This window comes from Hydrogenophaga laconesensis, assembly GCF_031457235.1.
Classification (GTDB): Bacteria; Pseudomonadota; Gammaproteobacteria; order Burkholderiales; family Burkholderiaceae_C; genus Hydrogenophaga; species Hydrogenophaga laconesensis.
Window position 1 is genome coordinate 86,267 of sequence record NZ_JAVDWE010000004.1, and the last position, 18,041, is coordinate 104,307.

Below are 18,041 nucleotides of genomic sequence, written 5' to 3' on the forward strand. Positions count from 1 at the left end.
TCACCAGCCGCCGCGCGACAGCCACCGCTCGACCTGATCGAGCTTGTCCACGCCCCAGAAAGGCTCGCCGTCCACCACCACCGTGGGTGAGCCGAACACGCCGGCTTTGATCGACGCTTCAACCATGGCGCGCAGCAGCGCGGCCGCCTCGTCGCCGGCGGCGGCATCTGCAACGGCTTCGGCCGAAAGCCCGTCGGGCAACGCGAGCTTGCGAAGCGATTCGGGTGTGGAAAGGTCTTGCCCTTCACCCCAGTACGCGCCGTAGATCGCATGCGCCAGCGCAGCCGCATGTTCGGGCTGGTGCTGCTTCACCCAGGCGAAGGCGCGCGCGCAGGGCAGGGGGTTCATCACCGGGTCGGTGGGCTGGCGCTTCATCAGCAGGCCATGTTCGCGTGCGTGACGCAACACGTCGCGCCCGGTGTAGGCGCCCTTGAGCGGCGTGTCCATCAGCGGCTTAAGGCCCATCACCTTCAGCACCGACACACCGAGCAGCATGGCGCGCCAGTCCACCGCGCGGCCGTGGCGCGCTGCGAGGTCTTCGATGCGCAGCGAGGCGAAGTAGCCGTAGGGCGAGATGAAGTCGAAGTGGAACTGGATGGGTGCGTTCATGCGGGGCGTGCGAGTTGAAAGCGCTTAGCAGGTTTCATAACAAACCGGAATAGCTGTTTGTACCTAAACGGTCTGGCATCGGGGCCGTGATGGCTGCACAGTGTGCCTCTTGTGCCTGACGCGGCACATGTCATGCCCTGGCCCGCCTTGGTTGGCGAGCGCCGCACGGACCTTTTCCCTTGTCTCTCTCAGGAGCTCCTCCATGACCTTCTTCCGACGCCGCAGCGCCATTGCTGCGATCGCCGCCCTGGGCGCCGCCATGCTGGCCGGCAACGCCATGGCCCAGCAGACCGTGACGCTGCGCCTGCACCAGTTCCTGCCGCCGACCGCACCGATTCCTTCGCTGGCCATCGTGCCGTGGGCGAAGAAGCTGGAGGCGGAGTCGGGTGGTCGCATCAAGGTGCAGCTGTTCCATGCGATGTCCATGGGCGGTTCTCCGCCGCAGCTGTTCGACCAGGCGCGCGACGGCGTGGTGGACATCACCTGGACGGTGCTGGGGTACACGCCGGGCCGCTTCAGCAAGTCCGAGGTGTTCGAGCTGCCGTTCATGAGCGGTGCGGCCGAGCCGGCGTCGCGCGCATTCCACGAGTTCGTGGAGAAGCACGCGGCCGACGAGTTCAAGGATGTGAAGCTGCTGGCGGCGCACACGCACGGCCCTGGCCTGTTCCACACGAAGGATCCGCTGACGAAGCTGGAGGATCTGAAGGGCAAGAAGGTGCGCGGTGGTTCGCGCGTGATCAGCAACATGCTGCTGAAGCTGGGTGCGACGCCGGTGGGCATGCCGGTGCCGGCGGTGACGGAGGCGATCACCAAGGGCGTGATCCAGGGCACGACGATTCCCTGGGAGGTGGTGCCTTCTTTGAAGATCGCGGAGATCGTGAAGAACCATACGACGTTCTCGGGCCCGCAGGGTTTGTTCACGCAGACGTTCGCGCTGACGATGAACAAGAACAGCTATGACAAGCTGCCGGCGGATCTGAAGAAGGTGATCGATGCGAATTCGGGTGTGGAGACGGCAGCGTTGTTCGGCCGTGCGATGGACGAGGGTGACCGCATTGGTCTGGCGTCGGCGCAGAAGCTGGGTAACAAGGTGGTGACGCTGGATGCGGCCGAGACGGCGCGCTGGAAGGCGGCTGCTGCGGCTGTGGAAGCCGACTGGGTGAAGGAAGTGCAGGGCAAGGGCATCGATGGTGCCAAGCTGGTTTCGGAAGCCCGTGCGTTGATTGCCAAGCAGGCGAAGTAATTCAACTTTCGGTTGAATGCCTCGGGGTCGCTCGTTTTCGGGTGGCCCTTTTTTCGTGCCTGCTGGTGTGGGAGGTCGGGTGGTCCGGTCAATCCAGGCGCCGGCTTGTCGCGGGGGTCTGCCCGGGCGTGCGGATACCGTTTTGTCAACGCCTTGGTTGGTGCTCGGCCTCTGTGGCAACCGCGAATAAGGCCAGCGCCTGACTTGCCCGGACCACCCGCCCCAGAAGCGATGTGGGCGCGCAACCCTGGGTGTGCCTACTTGTGTAGTGGGTCGGTGGCGGTGCCCGCATGCGCAGGCCCCCCGTTCGCGGTTGCCACAGAGGGTGCACGCCAACCAAGGTGTTGATGAGGCAACGGATGCGCCCAGGCACACGCATCCGCGATAAAGGGCCGGAGCAGGCGGGCACCGCCATCGGCCCGCCGCGAGGTCAGCGCAATAAACGCAACGACCGCAAGAAACTCAACCCCAGACCTCACGCGCCGTTTCAACCACCAGCGCCAGCTTCCGGCGCTGGTCTTCAACCGCGATGTTGTTCCCGTGCACGGTCGAAGAGAACCCGCACTGCGGCGACAGACACATCTGATCGAGAGACGCGTACTTGGAAGCCTCGTCAATCCGCCGCTTCAGATCGTCCTTGCCTTCCAGTTGCCCGAACTTGGTGGTGACCAGGCCCAGTACCACGATCTTGTCCTTGCTCAGGTAACGCAGCGGACGGAAATCGCCCGAGCGGTCGTCGTCGTACTCCAGGAAAAACGCGTCCAGCTTCATCTCCGACAGCAACGCCTCCGCCACCGGCTCGTAGTTGCCCGCCGCCGCGTGCGTGCTCTTGAAATTGCCGCGGCACAGGTGCATCGCCAGCGTCATGCCCTTGGGCTTGTGTGCCACCACCTTGTTGATGAAGTTCGCGTACCGGTGCGGCAGCTCGTTCGGGTCGTCGCCCCGCTGGCGCGCCGCCTCGCGCATGCGCTCGTCGCACAGGTAGGCCATGTTCGTGTCGTCCATCTGCACGTAGTTGCAGCCCGCGTCCGCCAGGCTTTGCAGCTCGTCGCCATACGCCTTGGCCACGTCGTCGTAGAACACCGGGTCCAGCTCGGGGTAGGCCTCCTTGCTGATGCCCGCACGGCCACCCCGGAAGTGCAGCATCGTCGGTGAGGGGATCGTCACCTTCGGCGTGAGCGCTTTCTGGCCCAGCGCTTCCACCTGCGCCTTGAGGTACTGGAAATCCGCCAGCTGGATGTTCTTCGCGTGGCGCACCTTGTCGATCACGCGGATCACCGGCGGCGCCAACTCTTCCGTGCCGTCGGGCTTGCGGATGGTCACCGGAATGTCGGTCTTCACGCCACCCAGCTGCTCGAGGAAGTCGATGTGGAAATACGTGCGCCGGAACTCGCCGTCGGTGATCGATTGCAGCCCCACGTCGGCCTGGAACTTCACGATCTCGGTGATCGCGCGGTCTTCCACCTTGCGCAGTTCCTCGGCGCTGATGCTCTTCTTGTTGAAGAACTGGTCACGGGCTTCCAGCAGATAGGCCGGGCGCAGAAAGCTGCCGACGTGGTCGGCACGGAACGGGGGATGGGCGCGCAAGGTCATGAAAAACGTCCTCTGGTCGTTGGTCTGTGAAAGGGTGAAGGCGCACTGTGCCAGCCTTGATTGCATACATAAACCTATGGAAAACCCCCATCCAAGGCCGAATCGCTTGAAAAGTGGTGGTTTCTGTATACATTGCGGCCCCATGACACAGGAATCCCTGTCCCCCGCCGCCGAAACCATGGGTGGCACCGAAAGCGCCCAGGTGCGGGCGCTGCTGCAGCTGCGCGAGCTCATCCTCTCGGGTGAACTGCCCGGGGGGTCGCGCATCGCCGAGCTGGCCATCGTGGAACGCCTGGGGGTGTCGCGCACGCCCATCCGCGCGGCGCTGATGCGTCTGGAGCAGGAAGGCCTGCTCAAGGCCCTGCCGAATGGCGGCTATGTGGTCCAGACCTTTTCCGAGCGCGACATCGCCGACGCGATCGAGCTGCGGGGCACGCTGGAGGGGCTGCTCGCCCGGCTGGCGGCCGAGCGGGGAGCGCCCGCCCCGGTGCTCGTCGAGGCGCGCAAATGCCTGGATGCGCTCGATGGCGTGCTGACCTCGCCCGCGCTCGACGACGAGGGCTTTTCAAGTTACGTGGCGCTCAACAGCCGCTTCCACACACTGATCTGGGACATGGCCGACAGCCCGACCATCGCGCGCCAGCTGGAGAAGGTGCTCAGCCTGCCGTTCGCCTCGCCCTCGGGCTTCGTGGTGATGCAGGCGCATTCGCAGCGCGCGCGGGACATGCTGGTGGTGGCGCAGGACCAGCACCGCCAGGTGCTCGATGCGATTGAACAGCGCGAGGGTTCGCGAGCCGAGGCCATCATGCGCGAGCACTCGCGCCTGGCCCAGCGCAACCTGCGCGAGGTGCTGGCCGGCCACGCCACGGTGCACGCACCGGCGTCCATGCCCGCTCTCAAACTTATCCGCCGCCCCTGAGCGGCGCCGTTCGTCAGAGGTTTCATAGAAAAACGGCATAGCTGAAAGTCGGTTATTCGACTGGCGGAGATGTCGACGGCCATGCACAGTGTGGGCATTACGTGCTTCAAGCCTGCCGCGTCCGGAGTGCGCCCACACGCTCCCGGACCGGCACACAAAAGGAACTGGAGACAAGCATGAGATTCATCCAACGCCGAACCGCCTTGCTGGGCGCGGGTGCCATGGCCGCCGCCATGCTGGCTGGCAACGCACTGGCGCAGCAGACCGTCACGCTGCGACTGCACCAGATGCTGCCGCAGCAGGCCACCATTCCGGCGCGTGCGCTGGTGCCCTGGGCCCAGAAGGTGGAGGCCGAATCCGGCGGCAAGATCAAGGTGCAGCTGTTCCATGCCATGGCGCTGGGCGGCGCGCCACCGCAGCTTTACGACCAGGCCCGCGACGGCGTGGTCGACCTCACCTGGACGGTGCTGGGCTACACGCCGGGCCGCTTCAACAAGTCCGAAGTCTTCGAGCTGCCTTTCATGAGCGGCTCGGCCGAGGAATCGTCCCGTGCCTTCCAGGAATACGTGGAGAAGTTCGCCGCCGACGAATTCCGGGAGGTGAAGCTGATCGCCGTGCACACCCATGGCCCTGGCCTGTTCCACACCAAGACGCCGGTGACCGGATTGGAAAGCCTGCGCGGCATGAAGGTGCGCGGCGGTTCGCGCGTCATCAACAACATGCTGACCAAGCTGGGCGCCACGCCGGTGGGCATGCCCGTGCCGGCGGTGACCGATGCGCTGTCCAAGGGCACCATCGACGGCACCACGATTCCCTGGGAAGTCACGCCGTCGCTGAAGGTGACCGAGCTGGTGAAGAACCACACCACCTTCGCCGGCAAGCAGGGCCTGTACACGCAGACCTTCGCGTTCTCCATGAACCGCGCCAGCTACGACAAGCTGCCGCCCGACCTCAAGGCCGTGATCGACAAGAACTCGGGCATCGAGACGGCGGCCCTGTTCGGCCGCGCCATGGACGAAGGCGACAAGGTCGGCCGTGAGATCGCCGAGAAGGCGAAGAACAACATCGTGGCGCTGGACGTGGCGGAAACGCAGCGCTGGCGCCGCACGGCGGCCACGGTCGAGACCGACTGGATCAATGAAATGAAAGGCAAGAACATCGACGGGGCCAAACTCCTGTCGGAAGCGCGTGCGTTGATCGCGAAGTACCAGCGATAATTCCGCACCCCATTGGACTACCCCCCGGGGTGGTCCAGCAACGAATGACCGATTCGCTTTCGCCGTGCCCGGCGCGAGCGGGTTGGTCCTTTTTTTAAGGTGACAAGTTTGAAAGTGCTGTCTTTATTGGCCAGGTTCTGCGCCATCCTGGCCGGGGTCCTGCTCACGGTGATCACGATCATCACCTGCGTCAGCCTGATCGGCCGCAACACCATCGGCACCACGCTGGTGGGTGACTACGAACTCACGGCCGTGACCGCCGGTGCCGCCGTCGCGCTCTTCATGCCGTGGTGCCAGCTCAAGCGGGAAAACATCATCGTCGACTTCTTCACCGCCAAGGTGTCCAGCGGTGGCGTCGCCATGCTGGACCGCCTCGGCGCCCTGTTGCTGGGCCTGCTGATGTTTGCGCTGGCGTGGCGCACGGCCATCGGTGGCATGAGCGCGTACGCGTCCCAGACCACCACCATGATGTTGGGCTTTCCCGAGTGGATCACCTACGCGTTCATGGTGCCTCCTTTCGTGCTGACCGGCTTCATTGCCCTGTATCAGGTGTTCTTTGGCAATTTTTCGGAGCAGGGTCAATGAGTGCCTTGAGTCTCGCGGCGTCGATCTTCGGCGTCATGCTTTTCCTGATGGCGATCCGCACCCCGATCGCCGTGGCGATGTTCGCCGCCGGCACCTTCGGCTACATCTATCAGGTCGGTCTGCCACCGTTCTTCAACAACCTCAACGGCATGGCGTTCGCGCGCTTTGCCAGCTATGACCTGTCGGTGATTCCGCTGTTCATCCTGATGGGCAACTTCGCCACGCAGGGCGGCATCTCGAAGGCACTGTTCCAGTTCGCTGCCATCGTGATGGGCCGCTTCAAGGGCGGTCTGGCCATGGCCGCCGTGTTGGCCAGCGCGGGCTTCGGTGCCATCTGCGGTTCGTCGGTCGCCACCGCCGCCACCATCACCTCGGTCGCGCTGCCTGAGATGAAGCGCCATGGCTACTCCGGGCGTCTGGCCACCGGCACGCTGGCCGCCGGCGGCACGCTCGGTGTGCTGATTCCGCCTTCAGTGCCGCTGGTGATCTACGCCATCCTGACCGAGCAGAACATCGCCAAGCTGTTCGCCGCCGCGATGATTCCCGGCGTGATTGCCATGCTGGGCTACATGATTGCGATTGCGGTCTATGTGCGCCTTGTGCCCGGCCACGCGCCCGAGCACGACGCCAACGAACAGAAGCTTTCCTGGGAGGCGCTCAAAGGTGTGCTGCCCATCGCGATCGTGTTCCTGGTCGTCTTCGGTGGCATCTACGGTGGCCTGTTCACGCCCACCGAAGGTGCGGCCGTGGGCGCTGCCGCCACCTTCGTTGCGGCCCTGCTCAAGCGCGAACTCACCTGGGCCAAGACCAAGCAGTGCTTCTATTCCACCGCAGCGGCCAGCGCCATGATCTTCATGATCTTCATCGGTGCCGACCTGATGAACTCCGCGCTGGCCCTCACGCAGGTGCCGGCGCAACTGGCCTCGGTGATCCAGGGCTGGGACGTCCCTCCGCTGATGGTGGTGGGCGGCATCATGCTGTTCTACGTGGTGCTGGGTGCGGTGATGGACGAACTGTCCATGATCCTGCTGACCATCCCGATCTTCTTCCCGGTGGTGATGGGCCTGGACTGGGGCGGCATGTCCTCGGAATCCGTGGCGATCTGGTTCGGCATCATGGTGCTGATGACCGTGGGCTTCGGCCTGCTGGCACCGCCCGTGGGGCTGAACGTGTATGTGGTCAACGGCCTGGCCAAAGGTGTGCCGATCGGTGAGAGCTACCGGGGTGTGCTGCCTTTCCTGGCCAGCGACGTGGTGCGCTCGCTGCTGGTGCTGTTCTTCCCGGCCATTTCCTTGTGGCTGGTTCAATTTGTGGGGTGATGCCATGACCAAGCAACTGTTCTCCTTCCGACGCCGTGCCGTCATCGGCGCCTCGCTGGCCCTGGCCACCGGTGCGCTGGCGCTGCCGACCTTCGCGCAATCCGCGTTCCCGTCCAAGGGGCTGCGCATCGTGGTGCCGTTCGGTCCCGGTGGCGTGGGCGACCTCACCGCCCGCATCGTCGCCGAGAAGCTGGCCAGCCAGCTCGGCCAGCCCGTGGTGATCGACAACCGCCCTGGCGCCGGTGGCGTGGTGGCGGCCGAGTCGGTGGTGCGCTCCGATCCGGATGGACACACCATGTTCCTGATGTCCAACGGCACGGCCGTGACCGCGAGCCTGTTCCAGAAGCTGCCGTTCGACACCGTCAAGGATTTCACCCCGGTGTCCACGCTCGGCTATTTCGACATCGCCGTGGTGGTGCCCGCGAGCTCGCCGTACAAGACCCTGGGCGAGCTGGTGGCCTTCGCCAAGGCCAACCCTGGCAAGATCAACATCGGCAGCATCAACATTGGCAGCACGCAGCACCTCGCCGCCGAGCTGTTCAAGAGCACGGCGGGCATCGACGCGCAGATCGTGCCGTACAACGGTTCGCCGGCGCTCATCGGTGCCATCCGGGGCCAGCAGGTCGACGTGGCCGTGGAAATCCTCGCGCCGGTGCTCACGCAGATCCAGGGCAATGCCCTGCGTGCCCTGGCCGTCACCGGCGAAAAACGATCCATCGTGCTGCCCGAAGTGCCCACCGCCGTCGAGGCCGGCGTCAAGGACTACATCGCGTCCTCGTGGAACGCGCTGGCCGTGCCGTCGAAGACGCCGCGCGCCGTGGTGGAGCGTCTGCACAAGGAGATCGCCGCCGCCGTGGCCGATGCCGGTGTGCGCGAGAAGCTGCGCGGCCTGAACATCGATGCGCGTTCCAGCACGCCCGAACAGACCGCCACTTTGTTGGCTTCCGACATCCGCCGCTGGAGCGGCGTGATCGAGAAGGCGAAGATTCCGAAACAGTAAGCACCCCCCCGCGCCGCTGCGCGGCTCCCCCCTCTCTCGTCTTCGGCGGGAAGGGGGCGCACTCTGGGACCGGCGAAGCCGGATCCGAGAGGGCCCTGGACGGGGTGCCGCGCTCCGGCCGCTTCATCTTCTTTTCCTTTTCTTTCCCCCCGTGCTCGACATCCTGGCCATCACCGGGCCGATCTACCTCTGCATTGCGCTGGGTTTCGCGGCCGTGCGCTGGCGGGTGTTCTCGCCGGGGGACATGCGGGTGATGGGCAGGTTCGTCATCCAGTTCGCCCTGCCGGCGCTGTTGTTCAACGCGCTCGCGTCGCGCCCCATCGCTGACTTGCTGCAACCGGCCTACCTGCTGGCCTTTGGCGTGGGCTCGGTGCTGTGGCTGTGCATCAGCCTGTGGAGTGTGCGCCGCCTGCAGCGGCGTGACCTGACCGAGAGTGCCTACACGACGATGGGCATGACCTGTGGCAACAGCACCTTCATCGGTTACCCGGTGGTGCTGCTGGCGATCGGGCCGTTGGCGGGTGTGGCGCTGGCCATGAACCTGCTCGTGGAAAACCTCATCAAGCTGCCGTTGCTGATGACGCTGGCCGATGTGGGGGCTTCCGACAGGGCGCGCGCGTCCTGGAGGCACGCCCTGGGCGAGACGTTCCACCGGCTGGTGCGCAATCCGATGATCGTGGCCATCGTGCTGGGTTTCGTGGTGTCATTGCTGGGCTGGCAGATGCCTTCGGTCATCGCGCGCACCGTGAATCTGTTCGGCGCGGCCAGCGGTGGCCTGGCGCTCTTCATCATCGGTGGCACGCTGGTGGGGCTGCAGGTGCGCGGCCTGCGCCGGCAGGTGGCGCAGATCGCCATTGGCAAGCTGCTGCTGCATCCGGCGGCGGTGTGGGCCGCCGTGATGCTGCTGCCCCTGATCGGCCTGCCCGCACTCACCGGTGAGTTGCGCGCGGCTGTCGTGCTCTCGGCCGCCATGCCCATGCTGGGCATCTACCCGCTGCTGGCGCAGCGCCATGGGCATGAAGGCTTCACGGCGGCGGCCTTGCTGGCGGCCACGGTGGCCTCGTTCTTCACGCTGAGCGCCATCCTCTGGGTGATGCGCCACACCGCGGGCTGGCTGGCCTGACTCAGGGCCGCTGCAGGCCGTCCAGGGTCTGCCGGATCAAATCCAGCGCTGTCTGCTGGGTGAGGGTGGCCGGGCGCTGCGAACTCACGGCCAGGCAAAGCCGGGTGCGCAGGGGCGGGTCGCTGATCGCGCGCATGCGGTAGGACGAAGGCCGGATCGAACTCCATACCGCGTTGCGCGAGAGCAGGGCGGCGCCAGCGCCGTCGGCCACCAGATCGAGAATGGCCGAAACGCCGTCGATCTCCAGTGCCACGTTGGGCCGGCAGCCGATGTTGGCCATCTCGGTTTCCACATGCATGCGGATGGCATTCGGCCGGCTCGGGATCACGAGCGGCAGCCCGGCCACCTCGTGCAGGGAAATGGGCGAGGGTGGCGGGTCTTCCGGCAGGCCGGGCGGGCGCGGTTGCACGAGCACCAGCTCCTCGTCCTGCAGGGGATGGATCTCCAGGTCGGGCGACGGCTGGGCGTTGTAGAGCACGGCGATATCCAGCCGGCCGTTCACCAGCGATTCCTGCATGGACATGGACAGGCCTTCGCTGATCGACAGGCTGGCCTGCGGCAGTTGCTGGCGGAAGGCGCGCGTGAGCGGCACGGTGAGCACGCGTGCCAGGCTGGGCGGCAGGCCGATGGCCACGCGCCCGGCCAGTGCACCGCGCACCCGGCCCAGTTCTTCGCGCGCACGCTCCACCTGGTGCAGGATGCCGCGCCCGTGCGCCAGCAGCAGCTTGCCCGCCTCGGTGGGCGTGGCGCCCCGGCCGTTGCGCACCAGCAGGTTCTGCCGCAGTTCCACTTCCAGCAGGCGCACCTGGCGCGAGAGGGCAGGTTGCGCCACGTTGAGCGCCATGGCGGCGCGCGTGAAGCTGCCCAGCTCGGCCACGCGAACGAAATATTCGAGTTGTTTCAGGTCCATGTCAGAAAGGGGGTCAGCCCCCATCATAGTTATGTGATTTTGTTCTAGCTGATAGCGGAGTCAGTGACTTTTCTTGTGGAGTGGGGCGGTCCACAATGCCAAGTCCATCACGCATACCCATGACAGCAGAGACAACCCCCAGCCTCCGAGGCATTTCGTCCATGGCCACCCGCCAGGTGCTGGCCGAACTGGGTGCCGCGTTCACGCAACGCACGGGCTGCGCCGTGGCCATCGAGGCGGTCGGCGGCGTGGATGCCGCCAGGCGCGTTGCGGCCGGCGAGGCGTTCGATGTGGTCATCCTCGCCTCGGATGCGATCGACCGGCTGATCGCTGGCGGCCACCTGAAGGCCGGCAGCCGTGTCGACCTGGTTCGCTCTGAAGTCGCCATCGCGGTGCGTGCGGGGGCCGCCGTGCCCGACGTGGGCAGCGAGGACGCGCTCAAGCGCGCCGTGCTCGCCGCGCGCAACATCAGTTACTCCACGGGCCCCAGCGGCGTGGCATTGGCCGCGCTGTTCGAGCGCTGGGGCATTGCCGACGAGGTGCGTGGCCGCACCGTGCAGGCGCCGCCAGGGGTGCCGGTGGGCACGCTGGTGGCGCGGGGCGAGGTGGAACTGGGTTTCCAGCAGCTCAGCGAGCTGATCCATGTGGACGGCATCACCCTGGTGGGAGGGCTGCCTCGCGGCGTGGAGATCACCACCTACTTTTCCGCCGGCCTGCCCGTGGGGCTGGACAGCGATTCACCGCAGGGTGCGCGCGTGCGAGCCCTGATCGAATTCATGGCATCGCCCGATGCCGAGGCGGCCAAGCGCCGCCAGGGCATGGAGCCCGCCTGATTTCCCGCCAACACACGCGAACCACCGAGGAGCGCACCGCATGAGTCTCATCATCGATTGCCACGGCCACTACACCACTGCCCCCAAGGCGCTGGAGGCCTGGCGCAACCAGCAGATCGCCGGCATCAAGGACCCGGCCGCCATGCCCAGGGCCGCGGACCTGAAGATCAGCGACGACGAGCTGCGCGAGTCCATCGAGACGAACCAGCTCAGGCTGATGAAGGAGCGCGGCAGCGACATCACGCTGTTCAGTCCGCGCGCCAGCTTCATGGCCCACCACATCGGCGACTTCAACGTGTCGAGCACCTGGGCGGCCATCTGCAACGAGCTCTGCTACCGCGTGTCCACGCTGTTCCCGGACAACTTCGTGCCCGTGGCCATGTTGCCGCAGTCGCCCGGTGTCGATCCGAAGACCTGCATTCCCGAGCTGGAGAAGTGCGTCAAGGAATACGGCGCGGTCGGCATCAACCTCAACCCCGATCCCTCGGGCGGCCACTGGACCAGCCCGCCGCTGACCGACAGGCACTGGTACCCCATCTACGAAAAGATGGCCGAGTACGACCTGCCGGCCATGATCCACGTGAGCACGAGCTGCAACGCCTGCTTCCACACCACCGGCGCGCACTACCTCAACGCCGACACCACCGCTTTCATGCAGCTCATCCAGGGCGACCTGTTCAAGGACTTCCCGACGCTGAAATTCCTGATCCCGCACGGCGGTGGCGCGGTGCCTTACCACTGGGGTCGTTTCCGTGGCCTGGCGCAGGAGATGAAGAAGCCGTTGCTGGACACGCACGTGATGAACAACGTGTTCTTCGACACCTGCGTGTACCACCAGCCTGGCATCGACCTGCTCAACACCGTGATCCCGGTGAAGAACGTGCTGTTCGCCAGCGAGATGATCGGCGCAGTGCGGGGCATCGACCCGACCACGGGCAACTACTACGACGACACCAAGCGCTACATCGAGGCGTCGAAGATCCTGAGTGCGGAAGACAAGCACCAGATCTACGAAGGCAACGTGCGCCGCGTGTTCCCGCGCCTTGATGCGCGCCTGAAGGCCCGGAACAAGTAACCTCCCTCCACCTCCACAAAACTCACTGAAGAACTCACAGGGCACCCGCGGAACTGGCTTTGCCTGGCCGCTGGGTGCGTCCCCTTCGCGCAGCGGAAGGGGGAAGCCGCGAAGCGGCCTGGGGGTTGAAAGGCATATATGTACGAACTGGGCGTTGTCTACCGCAACATCAACCGCGCCGACCGCGCGGCCGCCGACGGTCTGGCCGCGCTGGGCTCGGCCACCGTGCACGAGGCCATGGGCCGCGTGGGCCTGCTCAAGCCTTACATGCGCCCGATCTACTCGGGCCAGCAGGTGAGTGGCACGGCGGTCACCGTGCTGCTGCAACCGGGTGACAACTGGATGATGCACGTCGCGGCCGAGCAGATCCAGCCGGGCGACATCGTGGTGGCGGCCGTCACCGCCGAGTGCACCGACGGCTACTTCGGCGACCTGCTCGCCACCTCGTTCCAGGCACGCGGTGCGCGCGCCCTCATCATCGACGCCGGTGTGCGCGACGTGAAGACACTGCAGGAGATGAACTTCCCCGTGTGGAGCAAGGCGATTTCCAGCAAGGGCACGATCAAGGCCACGCTGGGCTCGGTGAACATCCCCATCGTCTGCGCCGGCATGCTGGTGACGCCGGGCGACGTGATCGTGGCCGACGACGACGGCGTAGTCTGCGTGCCTGCCGCGCGAGCCGCCGCCACGCTCGAAGCCGCGCAGAAGCGCGAGAGCTTCGAGGGCGAAAAACGCGCCAAGCTCGCCAGCGGCGTGCTGGGGCTGGACATGTACAAGATGCGCGAGCCGCTGGCCGCCGCTGGTCTCAAGTACATCGACTGAAAGCAAGACATGAGCAAACCGACTTCCGGAGACTTCACCAAGACCGCGGGCTGGCTGGACTGGTACACCGGCCCCAGCAAGCCACGCTTCCAGTTGCCCGCCGGCGCCGTGGACGCGCACTGCCACGTGTTCGGACCGGGTGCCGAATTCCCTTACGCGCCCGAGCGCAAGTACACGCCGTGCGATGCGAGCAAGCAGCAGTTGTACGCACTGCGCGACCACCTCGGCTTCTCGCGCAACGTGGTGGTGCAGGCCACCTGCCACGGCGCGGACAACCGCGCCATGGTCGACGCCTGCCTCTCCAGCGGCGGCAAGGCGCGGGGCGTGGCCACCGTCAAGCGCAGTGTCACCGACGAGGAGCTGCAGCAGCTGCACGCAGCGGGCGTGCGCGGTGTGCGCTTCAACTTCGTCAAGCGCCTGGTGGACTTCACGCCCAAGGACGAGCTGATGGAGATCGCCGCGCGCATCCAGAAGCTGGGCTGGCACGTGGTCATCTACTTCGAGGCGGTGGACCTGCCCGAGCTGTGGGACTTCTTCACCGCGCTGCCGACCACCGTCGTGGTGGACCACATGGGCCGCCCCGATGTGAGCAAGCCGGTGGACGGCCCCGAGTTCGAGCTGTTCCTCAAGTTCATGCGCGAGCACCCCAATGTGTGGAGCAAGGTGAGCTGCCCCGAGCGTTTGTCCGTGACCGGCCCCAAGGCCCTGGACGGCGAGCAGGCGGCCTACCAGGACGTGGTGCCGTTCGCGCGCAAGGTGGTCGAGGAGTTCCCCGACCGCGTGCTGTGGGGCACCGACTGGCCGCACCCCAACCTGAAGGACCACATGCCCGACGATGGCTTGCTGGTGGACTTCATCCCGCAGATCGCGACCACGCCCGCGCTGCAGAAGAAACTGCTCGTCACCAACCCCATGCGCCTTTACTGGCCGGAAGAGCAGGCATGAACCCCCACGCTCATCATTTCGTGTATTCGCTGCCCCCCGAGGGGGCGCATGCCGCCCTTGAGGCGGCTCCGCGGGAGGCATAACCATGGCACTCGACAAACCTTACCTGGACGTGCCCGGCACGACCATCTTCGACGCCGAGCAGAGCCGCAAGGGCTACTGGCTCAACCAGTTCTGCATGAGCCTCATGAAGGCCGAGAACCGCGAGCGCTTCAAGAAGGACGAGCGCGCCTACCTCGACGAATGGGCGATGACGGAAGAGCAGAAGCAGGCCGTGCTCGCGCGCGACCTCAACTGGTGCATCCGCCTGGGCGGCAACATCTACTTCCTCGCCAAGATCGGTGCCACCGACGGCAAGAGCTTCCAGCAGATGGCGGGCTCCATGACCGGCATGACCGAAGACGAGTACCGCAACATGATGGTCGGCGGCGGCCGCTCGGCCAAGGGCAACCGCGTGGTCGGCGAAGATGGCGATGCGCAGGCCCACCGCCAGCCGCAAGGCTCGGCCGGCAAGAAAGGGAACTGACATGGCACGCATCACCGCATCCGTCTACACCTCGCACGTGCCGGCCATCGGCGCCGCGCTCGATCTGGGCAAGACGCAGGAGCCATACTGGCAGCCCGTGTTCCAGGGTTACGAGTTCGGCAAGCAGTGGATGAAGGACAACAAGCCCGACGTGATCTTCCTGGTCTACAACGACCACGCGACCGCGTTCAGCCTGGACATCATTCCCACCTTCGCCATCGGCACTGCGGCCGAGTACCAGCCCGCCGACGAGGGCTGGGGCCCGCGCCCCGTGCCCAGGGTGATGGGCCACCCTGCGCTGGCCTCGCACATCGCGCAGTCGGTGATCCAGCAGGACTTCGACCTCACCATCGTCAACAAGATGGACGTGGATCACGGTCTCACGGTGCCGCTGTCGCTGATGTGCGGCCAGCCCCAGGCCTGGCCCTGCCCGGTGATTCCGTTTGCCGTCAACGTGGTGCAGTACCCGGTGCCCAGCGGCCGTCGCTGCTACAACCTTGGCAAGGCCATTGCGAAGGCCGTGGCCAGTTACGACGAGGACATCAACGTGCACATCTGGGGCACGGGCGGCATGAGCCACCAGTTGCAGGGTCCGCGTGCCGGCCTGATCAACAAGGAATTCGACAACGCCTTCCTCGATAAACTCATCAGCGATCCCGAAGCCGCGGCGGACATCCCGCACATCGACTACGTGCGCGAGGCGGGCAGCGAAGGCATCGAGCTGGTGATGTGGCTGATCGCGCGTGGCGCGATGGCCGATGCGGCCGGCGGACCCCGCCCGAAGGCCGTGAACCGCTTCTACCATGTGCCCGCATCGAACACGGCGGTGGGCCACCTGATTCTGGAGAACAACTGACATGAGCAAAACCATCAAAGTCGCCCTCGCGGGCGCTGGCGCCTTCGGCATCAAGCACCTGGACGGCATCAAGAACATCGACGGCGTGGAAGTGATCTCGCTGATCGGCCGCGAGCTCGACAAGACGCAGGAAGTGGCCACCCGGTACGGCATCGGTCACGTCACCACCGACCTCAACGAATCGCTGGCGATCAAGGAACTGGACGCGGTCATCCTGTGCACGCCCACGCAGATGCACGCCGAGCAGACCCTGGCCTGCCTGAAGGCCGGCAAGCACGTGCAGGTGGAGATTCCCCTGGCCGACAGCCTGGCGGGTGCGAAGGCTGTGGTCGACCTGCAGAAGCAGACCGGCCTGGTGGCCATGTGCGGCCACACGCGCCGCTTCAACCCCAGCCACCAGTACGTGCACAAGAAGATCGCCGCTGGCGAATTCAACATCCAGCAGATGGATGTACAGACGTACTTCTTCCGCCGCACCAACACCAACGCGCTGGGTCAGGCCCGCAGCTGGACCGACCACCTGCTGTGGCACCACGCCGCGCACACCGTGGACCTGTTCGCCTACCAGGCCAACAGCCCCATCGTGCAGGCCAATGCCGTGCAGGGTCCGATCCACCCGACGCTGGGCATCGCCATGGACATGAGCATCCAGCTCAAGGCCGCCAACGGCGCGATCTGCACGCTTTCGCTCTCGTTCAACAACGACGGCCCGCTCGGCACCTACTTCCGCTACATCGGCGATACCGCGACCTACATTGCGCGTTACGACGACCTGTTCAACGGCAAGGAAGAGAAGATCGACGTCTCCAGGGTGGACGTGAGCATGAACGGCATCGAGCTGCAGGACCGCGAGTTCTTCGCCGCCATCCGCGAAGGCCGCGAACCGAATTCCAGCGTGGGCCGTGTGTTCGCCTGCTACGAAGTGCTGCACAAACTGGAACAGCAACTGGCATAAGCCATACTCCCGCCGCGCTTCGCGCGACCCCCCTCCCGGGGGCGATACCAGCGGCACGGCAAAGCCGGTTCCGCGGTGTCTCTGGATCGGTCCACCTCACTCGCAGGGAGCTTCACGGATGCCACAACGTCAACTTGGTCCCTTCCAGGTCTCAGCCATCGGGCTGGGTTGCATGAACATTGCCCATGCCTATGGTGCTCCCGTGCCCCGGGAGCAGGCCGAGCGCTTGCTGCTCACCGCGCTCGATGAGGGCGTGACGCACTTCGACACGGCTGCTCTGTACGGTTTCGGCGCCAGCGAGACCCACATCGGCAACGTGCTGGCGAAGCACCGCAGCAAGTTCACGCTGGCCAGCAAGGGCGGCATGGCCGGCGTGCAGTTCGAGGATGGCATCAAGCGCGTCATCGACGGCCGGCCCGAGACCTTGCGCCGCAACTGCGAGGACAGCCTGCGCCGGCTCAAGACCGATGTGATCGACCTTTACTACCTGCACCGCTGGGACAAGCAGGTGCCCATCGAGGACAGCGTGGGCGCCATGAGCGACCTGGTGCGCGCGGGCAAGGTGCGCACGCTCGGGTTGTCCGAGGTGTCGGCCGTCACGCTGCGCAAGGCGCAGGCGGTGCACCCGATCACCGCGCTGCAGACCGAGTACTCGCTGTGGACGCGCAACCCCGAGATCGCTGTGCTCGAAGCCTGCCGCGAGTTCGGCATCGCCTTCGTTGCCTTCAGCCCGCTGGCCCGTGGTTTCCTGGGCAGTGCCGATCTGGATGTGAACGCCTTCGACCCCAAGGACATCCGCCGTGCGATGCCGCGTTTCGCACCCGAGCACTTCGCGGCCAACCTCAAGTGGCTGCCGGCATACCGCGCGATCGCCCAGGAGGTGGGTTGCACCCCGGCCCAGCTTGCGCTGGCCTGGCTGTTGCACCAGGGGCCTGACATCCTGCCCATTCCCGGCACCGCCCGCGAGGATCACCTGCGCGACGACCTCCGTGCGGTCGACGTGCAGCTCGACCCGGCGATCCTGGCCCGGCTGGACGAGGTCATCAACCCGCGCACGGTGAGCGGCAACCGCTACAACGAACAGTCGAACCGCGAGGTCGACACCGAAACCTACTGACGTCCGTGCGGCGCGGGCCGTGCGTCAGGCGCCCCCGCGAAACAGCGAAAACCCCCACGCCGTGAACTTGAACGGCAGGTGGTAGTGCTGTGCGCTGTCCGAGATGTGGAAGCGGTACGGCACGACCTCCAGAAACGCGGGGTCCGGCCCGCCGGTTCCACGGTCGCGGTAGAAGTCGCCGACCGCGAATTGCACTTCATAACCGCCGGTGGTGATGGCGTCGCTCATCAGCACAGGGTGATCCAGCACCCCCTTGGGCCCCACGCGGCCTTCCGCCAGCGCAGGGTGAAGGGGATGGCCGTCGGGCCCCAGACGCAGCACGCGCACTTGCAGGCCGACGGCGACGCGCCCGGTGGCCACGTCGACGCAATGGATGGAGATGCCGCCGTTCATG

General features: G+C 65.8%; 19 protein-coding genes. 15 read left to right on the forward strand and 4 right to left on the reverse strand.

Annotated features, from left to right (window positions below; genetic code table 11):
• Entirely contained in the window at window positions 1-609 is a 609-nt protein-coding gene (locus J2X09_RS08970; RefSeq protein ID WP_204733220.1) for a 2-hydroxychromene-2-carboxylate isomerase, read from the reverse strand.
• A 202-nt stretch (window positions 610-811) separates the two neighbouring features.
• On the opposite strand from J2X09_RS08970, the gene J2X09_RS08975 reads away from it, so the two are divergent.
• Window positions 812-1,852: a TRAP transporter substrate-binding protein gene (locus J2X09_RS08975; protein WP_204733219.1), complete on the forward strand. Its 1,041-nt coding sequence runs from the start codon at window positions 812-814 to the stop codon at window positions 1,850-1,852.
• A gap of 462 nt (window positions 1,853-2,314) precedes the next feature.
• Here J2X09_RS08975 and J2X09_RS08980 read toward each other — a convergent pair whose 3' ends face one another.
• Entirely contained in the window at window positions 2,315-3,445 is a 1,131-nt protein-coding gene (locus J2X09_RS08980; protein WP_204733218.1) for a 5-methyltetrahydropteroyltriglutamate--homocysteine S-methyltransferase, read from the reverse strand.
• A 142-nt stretch (window positions 3,446-3,587) separates the two neighbouring features.
• Between J2X09_RS08980 and J2X09_RS08985 the strand changes: the two genes are divergently transcribed.
• From J2X09_RS08985 to J2X09_RS09010, 6 genes are all read left to right on the forward strand, one after another.
• On the forward strand, window positions 3,588-4,364 hold the full coding sequence (locus tag J2X09_RS08985) for a GntR family transcriptional regulator (RefSeq protein WP_204733217.1): 777 nt from the start codon (window positions 3,588-3,590) through the stop codon (window positions 4,362-4,364).
• 176 nt (window positions 4,365-4,540) lie between these two features.
• Complete coding sequence (locus tag J2X09_RS08990; RefSeq protein ID WP_204733216.1) at window positions 4,541-5,581, forward strand: TRAP transporter substrate-binding protein; 1,041 nt, start codon at window positions 4,541-4,543, stop codon at window positions 5,579-5,581.
• A gap of 114 nt (window positions 5,582-5,695) precedes the next feature.
• Window positions 5,696-6,166, forward strand: a complete 471-nt coding sequence (locus J2X09_RS08995) for a TRAP transporter small permease (RefSeq protein WP_310308150.1) — start codon at window positions 5,696-5,698, stop codon at window positions 6,164-6,166.
• The gene (locus tag J2X09_RS09000) at window positions 6,163-7,485 is read left to right on the forward strand and encodes a TRAP transporter large permease (RefSeq protein ID WP_204733214.1); all 1,323 of its coding nucleotides are present in this window, start codon (window positions 6,163-6,165) and stop codon (window positions 7,483-7,485) included. Before J2X09_RS08995 ends, J2X09_RS09000 begins: the two co-directional genes overlap by 4 nt.
• 4 nt (window positions 7,486-7,489) lie before the next feature.
• Window positions 7,490-8,485 (forward strand): Bug family tripartite tricarboxylate transporter substrate binding protein, encoded by a 996-nt coding sequence (locus tag J2X09_RS09005; RefSeq protein ID WP_204733213.1) that lies wholly within the window; start codon window positions 7,490-7,492, stop codon window positions 8,483-8,485.
• A gap of 151 nt (window positions 8,486-8,636) precedes the next feature.
• Window positions 8,637-9,608: an AEC family transporter gene (locus tag J2X09_RS09010; protein ID WP_204733212.1), complete on the forward strand. Its 972-nt coding sequence runs from the start codon at window positions 8,637-8,639 to the stop codon at window positions 9,606-9,608.
• A gap of 1 nt (window position 9,609) precedes the next feature.
• Here the strand turns inward: J2X09_RS09010 and J2X09_RS09015 are convergent, their stop codons facing one another.
• On the reverse strand, window positions 9,610-10,518 hold the full coding sequence (locus J2X09_RS09015; RefSeq protein ID WP_204733211.1) for a LysR substrate-binding domain-containing protein: 909 nt from the start codon (window positions 10,516-10,518) through the stop codon (window positions 9,610-9,612).
• Window positions 10,519-10,679: 161 nt separating this feature from the next.
• Between J2X09_RS09015 and J2X09_RS09020 the strand changes: the two genes are divergently transcribed.
• The 8 genes from J2X09_RS09020 to J2X09_RS09055 all read left to right on the forward strand — a co-directional run bounded on the left by J2X09_RS09020 (window position 10,680) and on the right by J2X09_RS09055 (window position 17,647).
• Window positions 10,680-11,351, forward strand: a complete 672-nt coding sequence (locus tag J2X09_RS09020) for a substrate-binding domain-containing protein (protein WP_204733210.1) — start codon at window positions 10,680-10,682, stop codon at window positions 11,349-11,351.
• A gap of 40 nt (window positions 11,352-11,391) precedes the next feature.
• On the forward strand, window positions 11,392-12,426 hold the full coding sequence (locus tag J2X09_RS09025) for an amidohydrolase family protein (protein ID WP_204733209.1): 1,035 nt from the start codon (window positions 11,392-11,394) through the stop codon (window positions 12,424-12,426).
• Window positions 12,427-12,564: 138 nt separating this feature from the next.
• The gene (gene ligK / locus J2X09_RS09030) at window positions 12,565-13,248 is read left to right on the forward strand and encodes a 4-carboxy-4-hydroxy-2-oxoadipate aldolase/oxaloacetate decarboxylase (RefSeq protein ID WP_204733208.1); all 684 of its coding nucleotides are present in this window, start codon (window positions 12,565-12,567) and stop codon (window positions 13,246-13,248) included.
• A gap of 9 nt (window positions 13,249-13,257) precedes the next feature.
• Window positions 13,258-14,193: an amidohydrolase family protein gene (locus J2X09_RS09035; protein ID WP_310308032.1), complete on the forward strand. Its 936-nt coding sequence runs from the start codon at window positions 13,258-13,260 to the stop codon at window positions 14,191-14,193.
• Window positions 14,194-14,278: 85 nt separating this feature from the next.
• The gene (gene ligA, locus J2X09_RS09040; RefSeq protein ID WP_204733207.1) at window positions 14,279-14,719 is read left to right on the forward strand and encodes a protocatechuate 4,5-dioxygenase subunit alpha; all 441 of its coding nucleotides are present in this window, start codon (window positions 14,279-14,281) and stop codon (window positions 14,717-14,719) included.
• 1 nt (window position 14,720) lies between these two features.
• Window positions 14,721-15,575, forward strand: coding sequence for a class III extradiol dioxygenase subunit beta (locus J2X09_RS09045; protein WP_204733206.1), 855 nt, complete (start codon window positions 14,721-14,723; stop codon window positions 15,573-15,575).
• A 1-nt stretch (window position 15,576) separates the two neighbouring features.
• The gene (locus tag J2X09_RS09050; RefSeq protein ID WP_204733205.1) at window positions 15,577-16,530 is read left to right on the forward strand and encodes a Gfo/Idh/MocA family oxidoreductase; all 954 of its coding nucleotides are present in this window, start codon (window positions 15,577-15,579) and stop codon (window positions 16,528-16,530) included.
• A gap of 118 nt (window positions 16,531-16,648) precedes the next feature.
• Window positions 16,649-17,647 carry an aldo/keto reductase gene (locus tag J2X09_RS09055; RefSeq protein ID WP_204733204.1) on the forward strand — a complete coding sequence of 333 codons (999 nt, stop codon included), beginning with the start codon at window positions 16,649-16,651 and terminating at the stop codon, window positions 17,645-17,647.
• Between the two features lie 24 nt (window positions 17,648-17,671).
• Here J2X09_RS09055 and J2X09_RS09060 read toward each other — a convergent pair whose 3' ends face one another.
• Window positions 17,672-18,040 (reverse strand): hydroxyisourate hydrolase, encoded by a 369-nt coding sequence (locus tag J2X09_RS09060; RefSeq protein WP_204733203.1) that lies wholly within the window; start codon window positions 18,038-18,040, stop codon window positions 17,672-17,674.
• Between the last annotated feature and the right edge of the window lies 1 nt (window position 18,041).

Coding starts and splice junctions, on each gene's coding strand:
- ligA (WP_204733207.1), top strand. CDS start 14,279: ATGGCACTCGACAAACCTTACCTGGACGTGCCCGGCACGACCATCTTC.
- J2X09_RS09020 (WP_204733210.1), top strand. CDS start 10,680: ATGGCCACCCGCCAGGTGCTGGCCGAACTGGGTGCCGCGTTCACGCAA.
- J2X09_RS08980 (WP_204733218.1), bottom strand. CDS start 3,445: ATGACCTTGCGCGCCCATCCCCCGTTCCGTGCCGACCACGTCGGCAGC.
- J2X09_RS09050 (WP_204733205.1), top strand. CDS start 15,577: ATGAGCAAAACCATCAAAGTCGCCCTCGCGGGCGCTGGCGCCTTCGGC.
- J2X09_RS09045 (WP_204733206.1), top strand. CDS start 14,721: ATGGCACGCATCACCGCATCCGTCTACACCTCGCACGTGCCGGCCATC.
- J2X09_RS09035 (WP_310308032.1), top strand. CDS start 13,258: ATGAGCAAACCGACTTCCGGAGACTTCACCAAGACCGCGGGCTGGCTG.
- J2X09_RS09055 (WP_204733204.1), top strand. CDS start 16,649: ATGCCACAACGTCAACTTGGTCCCTTCCAGGTCTCAGCCATCGGGCTG.
- J2X09_RS08975 (WP_204733219.1), top strand. CDS start 812: ATGACCTTCTTCCGACGCCGCAGCGCCATTGCTGCGATCGCCGCCCTG.
- J2X09_RS09000 (WP_204733214.1), top strand. CDS start 6,163: ATGAGTGCCTTGAGTCTCGCGGCGTCGATCTTCGGCGTCATGCTTTTC.
- J2X09_RS08990 (WP_204733216.1), top strand. CDS start 4,541: ATGAGATTCATCCAACGCCGAACCGCCTTGCTGGGCGCGGGTGCCATG.
- J2X09_RS09015 (WP_204733211.1), bottom strand. CDS start 10,518: ATGGACCTGAAACAACTCGAATATTTCGTTCGCGTGGCCGAGCTGGGC.
- J2X09_RS08970 (WP_204733220.1), bottom strand. CDS start 609: ATGAACGCACCCATCCAGTTCCACTTCGACTTCATCTCGCCCTACGGC.
- J2X09_RS09025 (WP_204733209.1), top strand. CDS start 11,392: ATGAGTCTCATCATCGATTGCCACGGCCACTACACCACTGCCCCCAAG.
- ligK (WP_204733208.1), top strand. CDS start 12,565: ATGTACGAACTGGGCGTTGTCTACCGCAACATCAACCGCGCCGACCGC.
- J2X09_RS09005 (WP_204733213.1), top strand. CDS start 7,490: ATGACCAAGCAACTGTTCTCCTTCCGACGCCGTGCCGTCATCGGCGCC.
- J2X09_RS09060 (WP_204733203.1), bottom strand. CDS start 18,040: ATGAACGGCGGCATCTCCATCCATTGCGTCGACGTGGCCACCGGGCGC.
- J2X09_RS08985 (WP_204733217.1), top strand. CDS start 3,588: ATGACACAGGAATCCCTGTCCCCCGCCGCCGAAACCATGGGTGGCACC.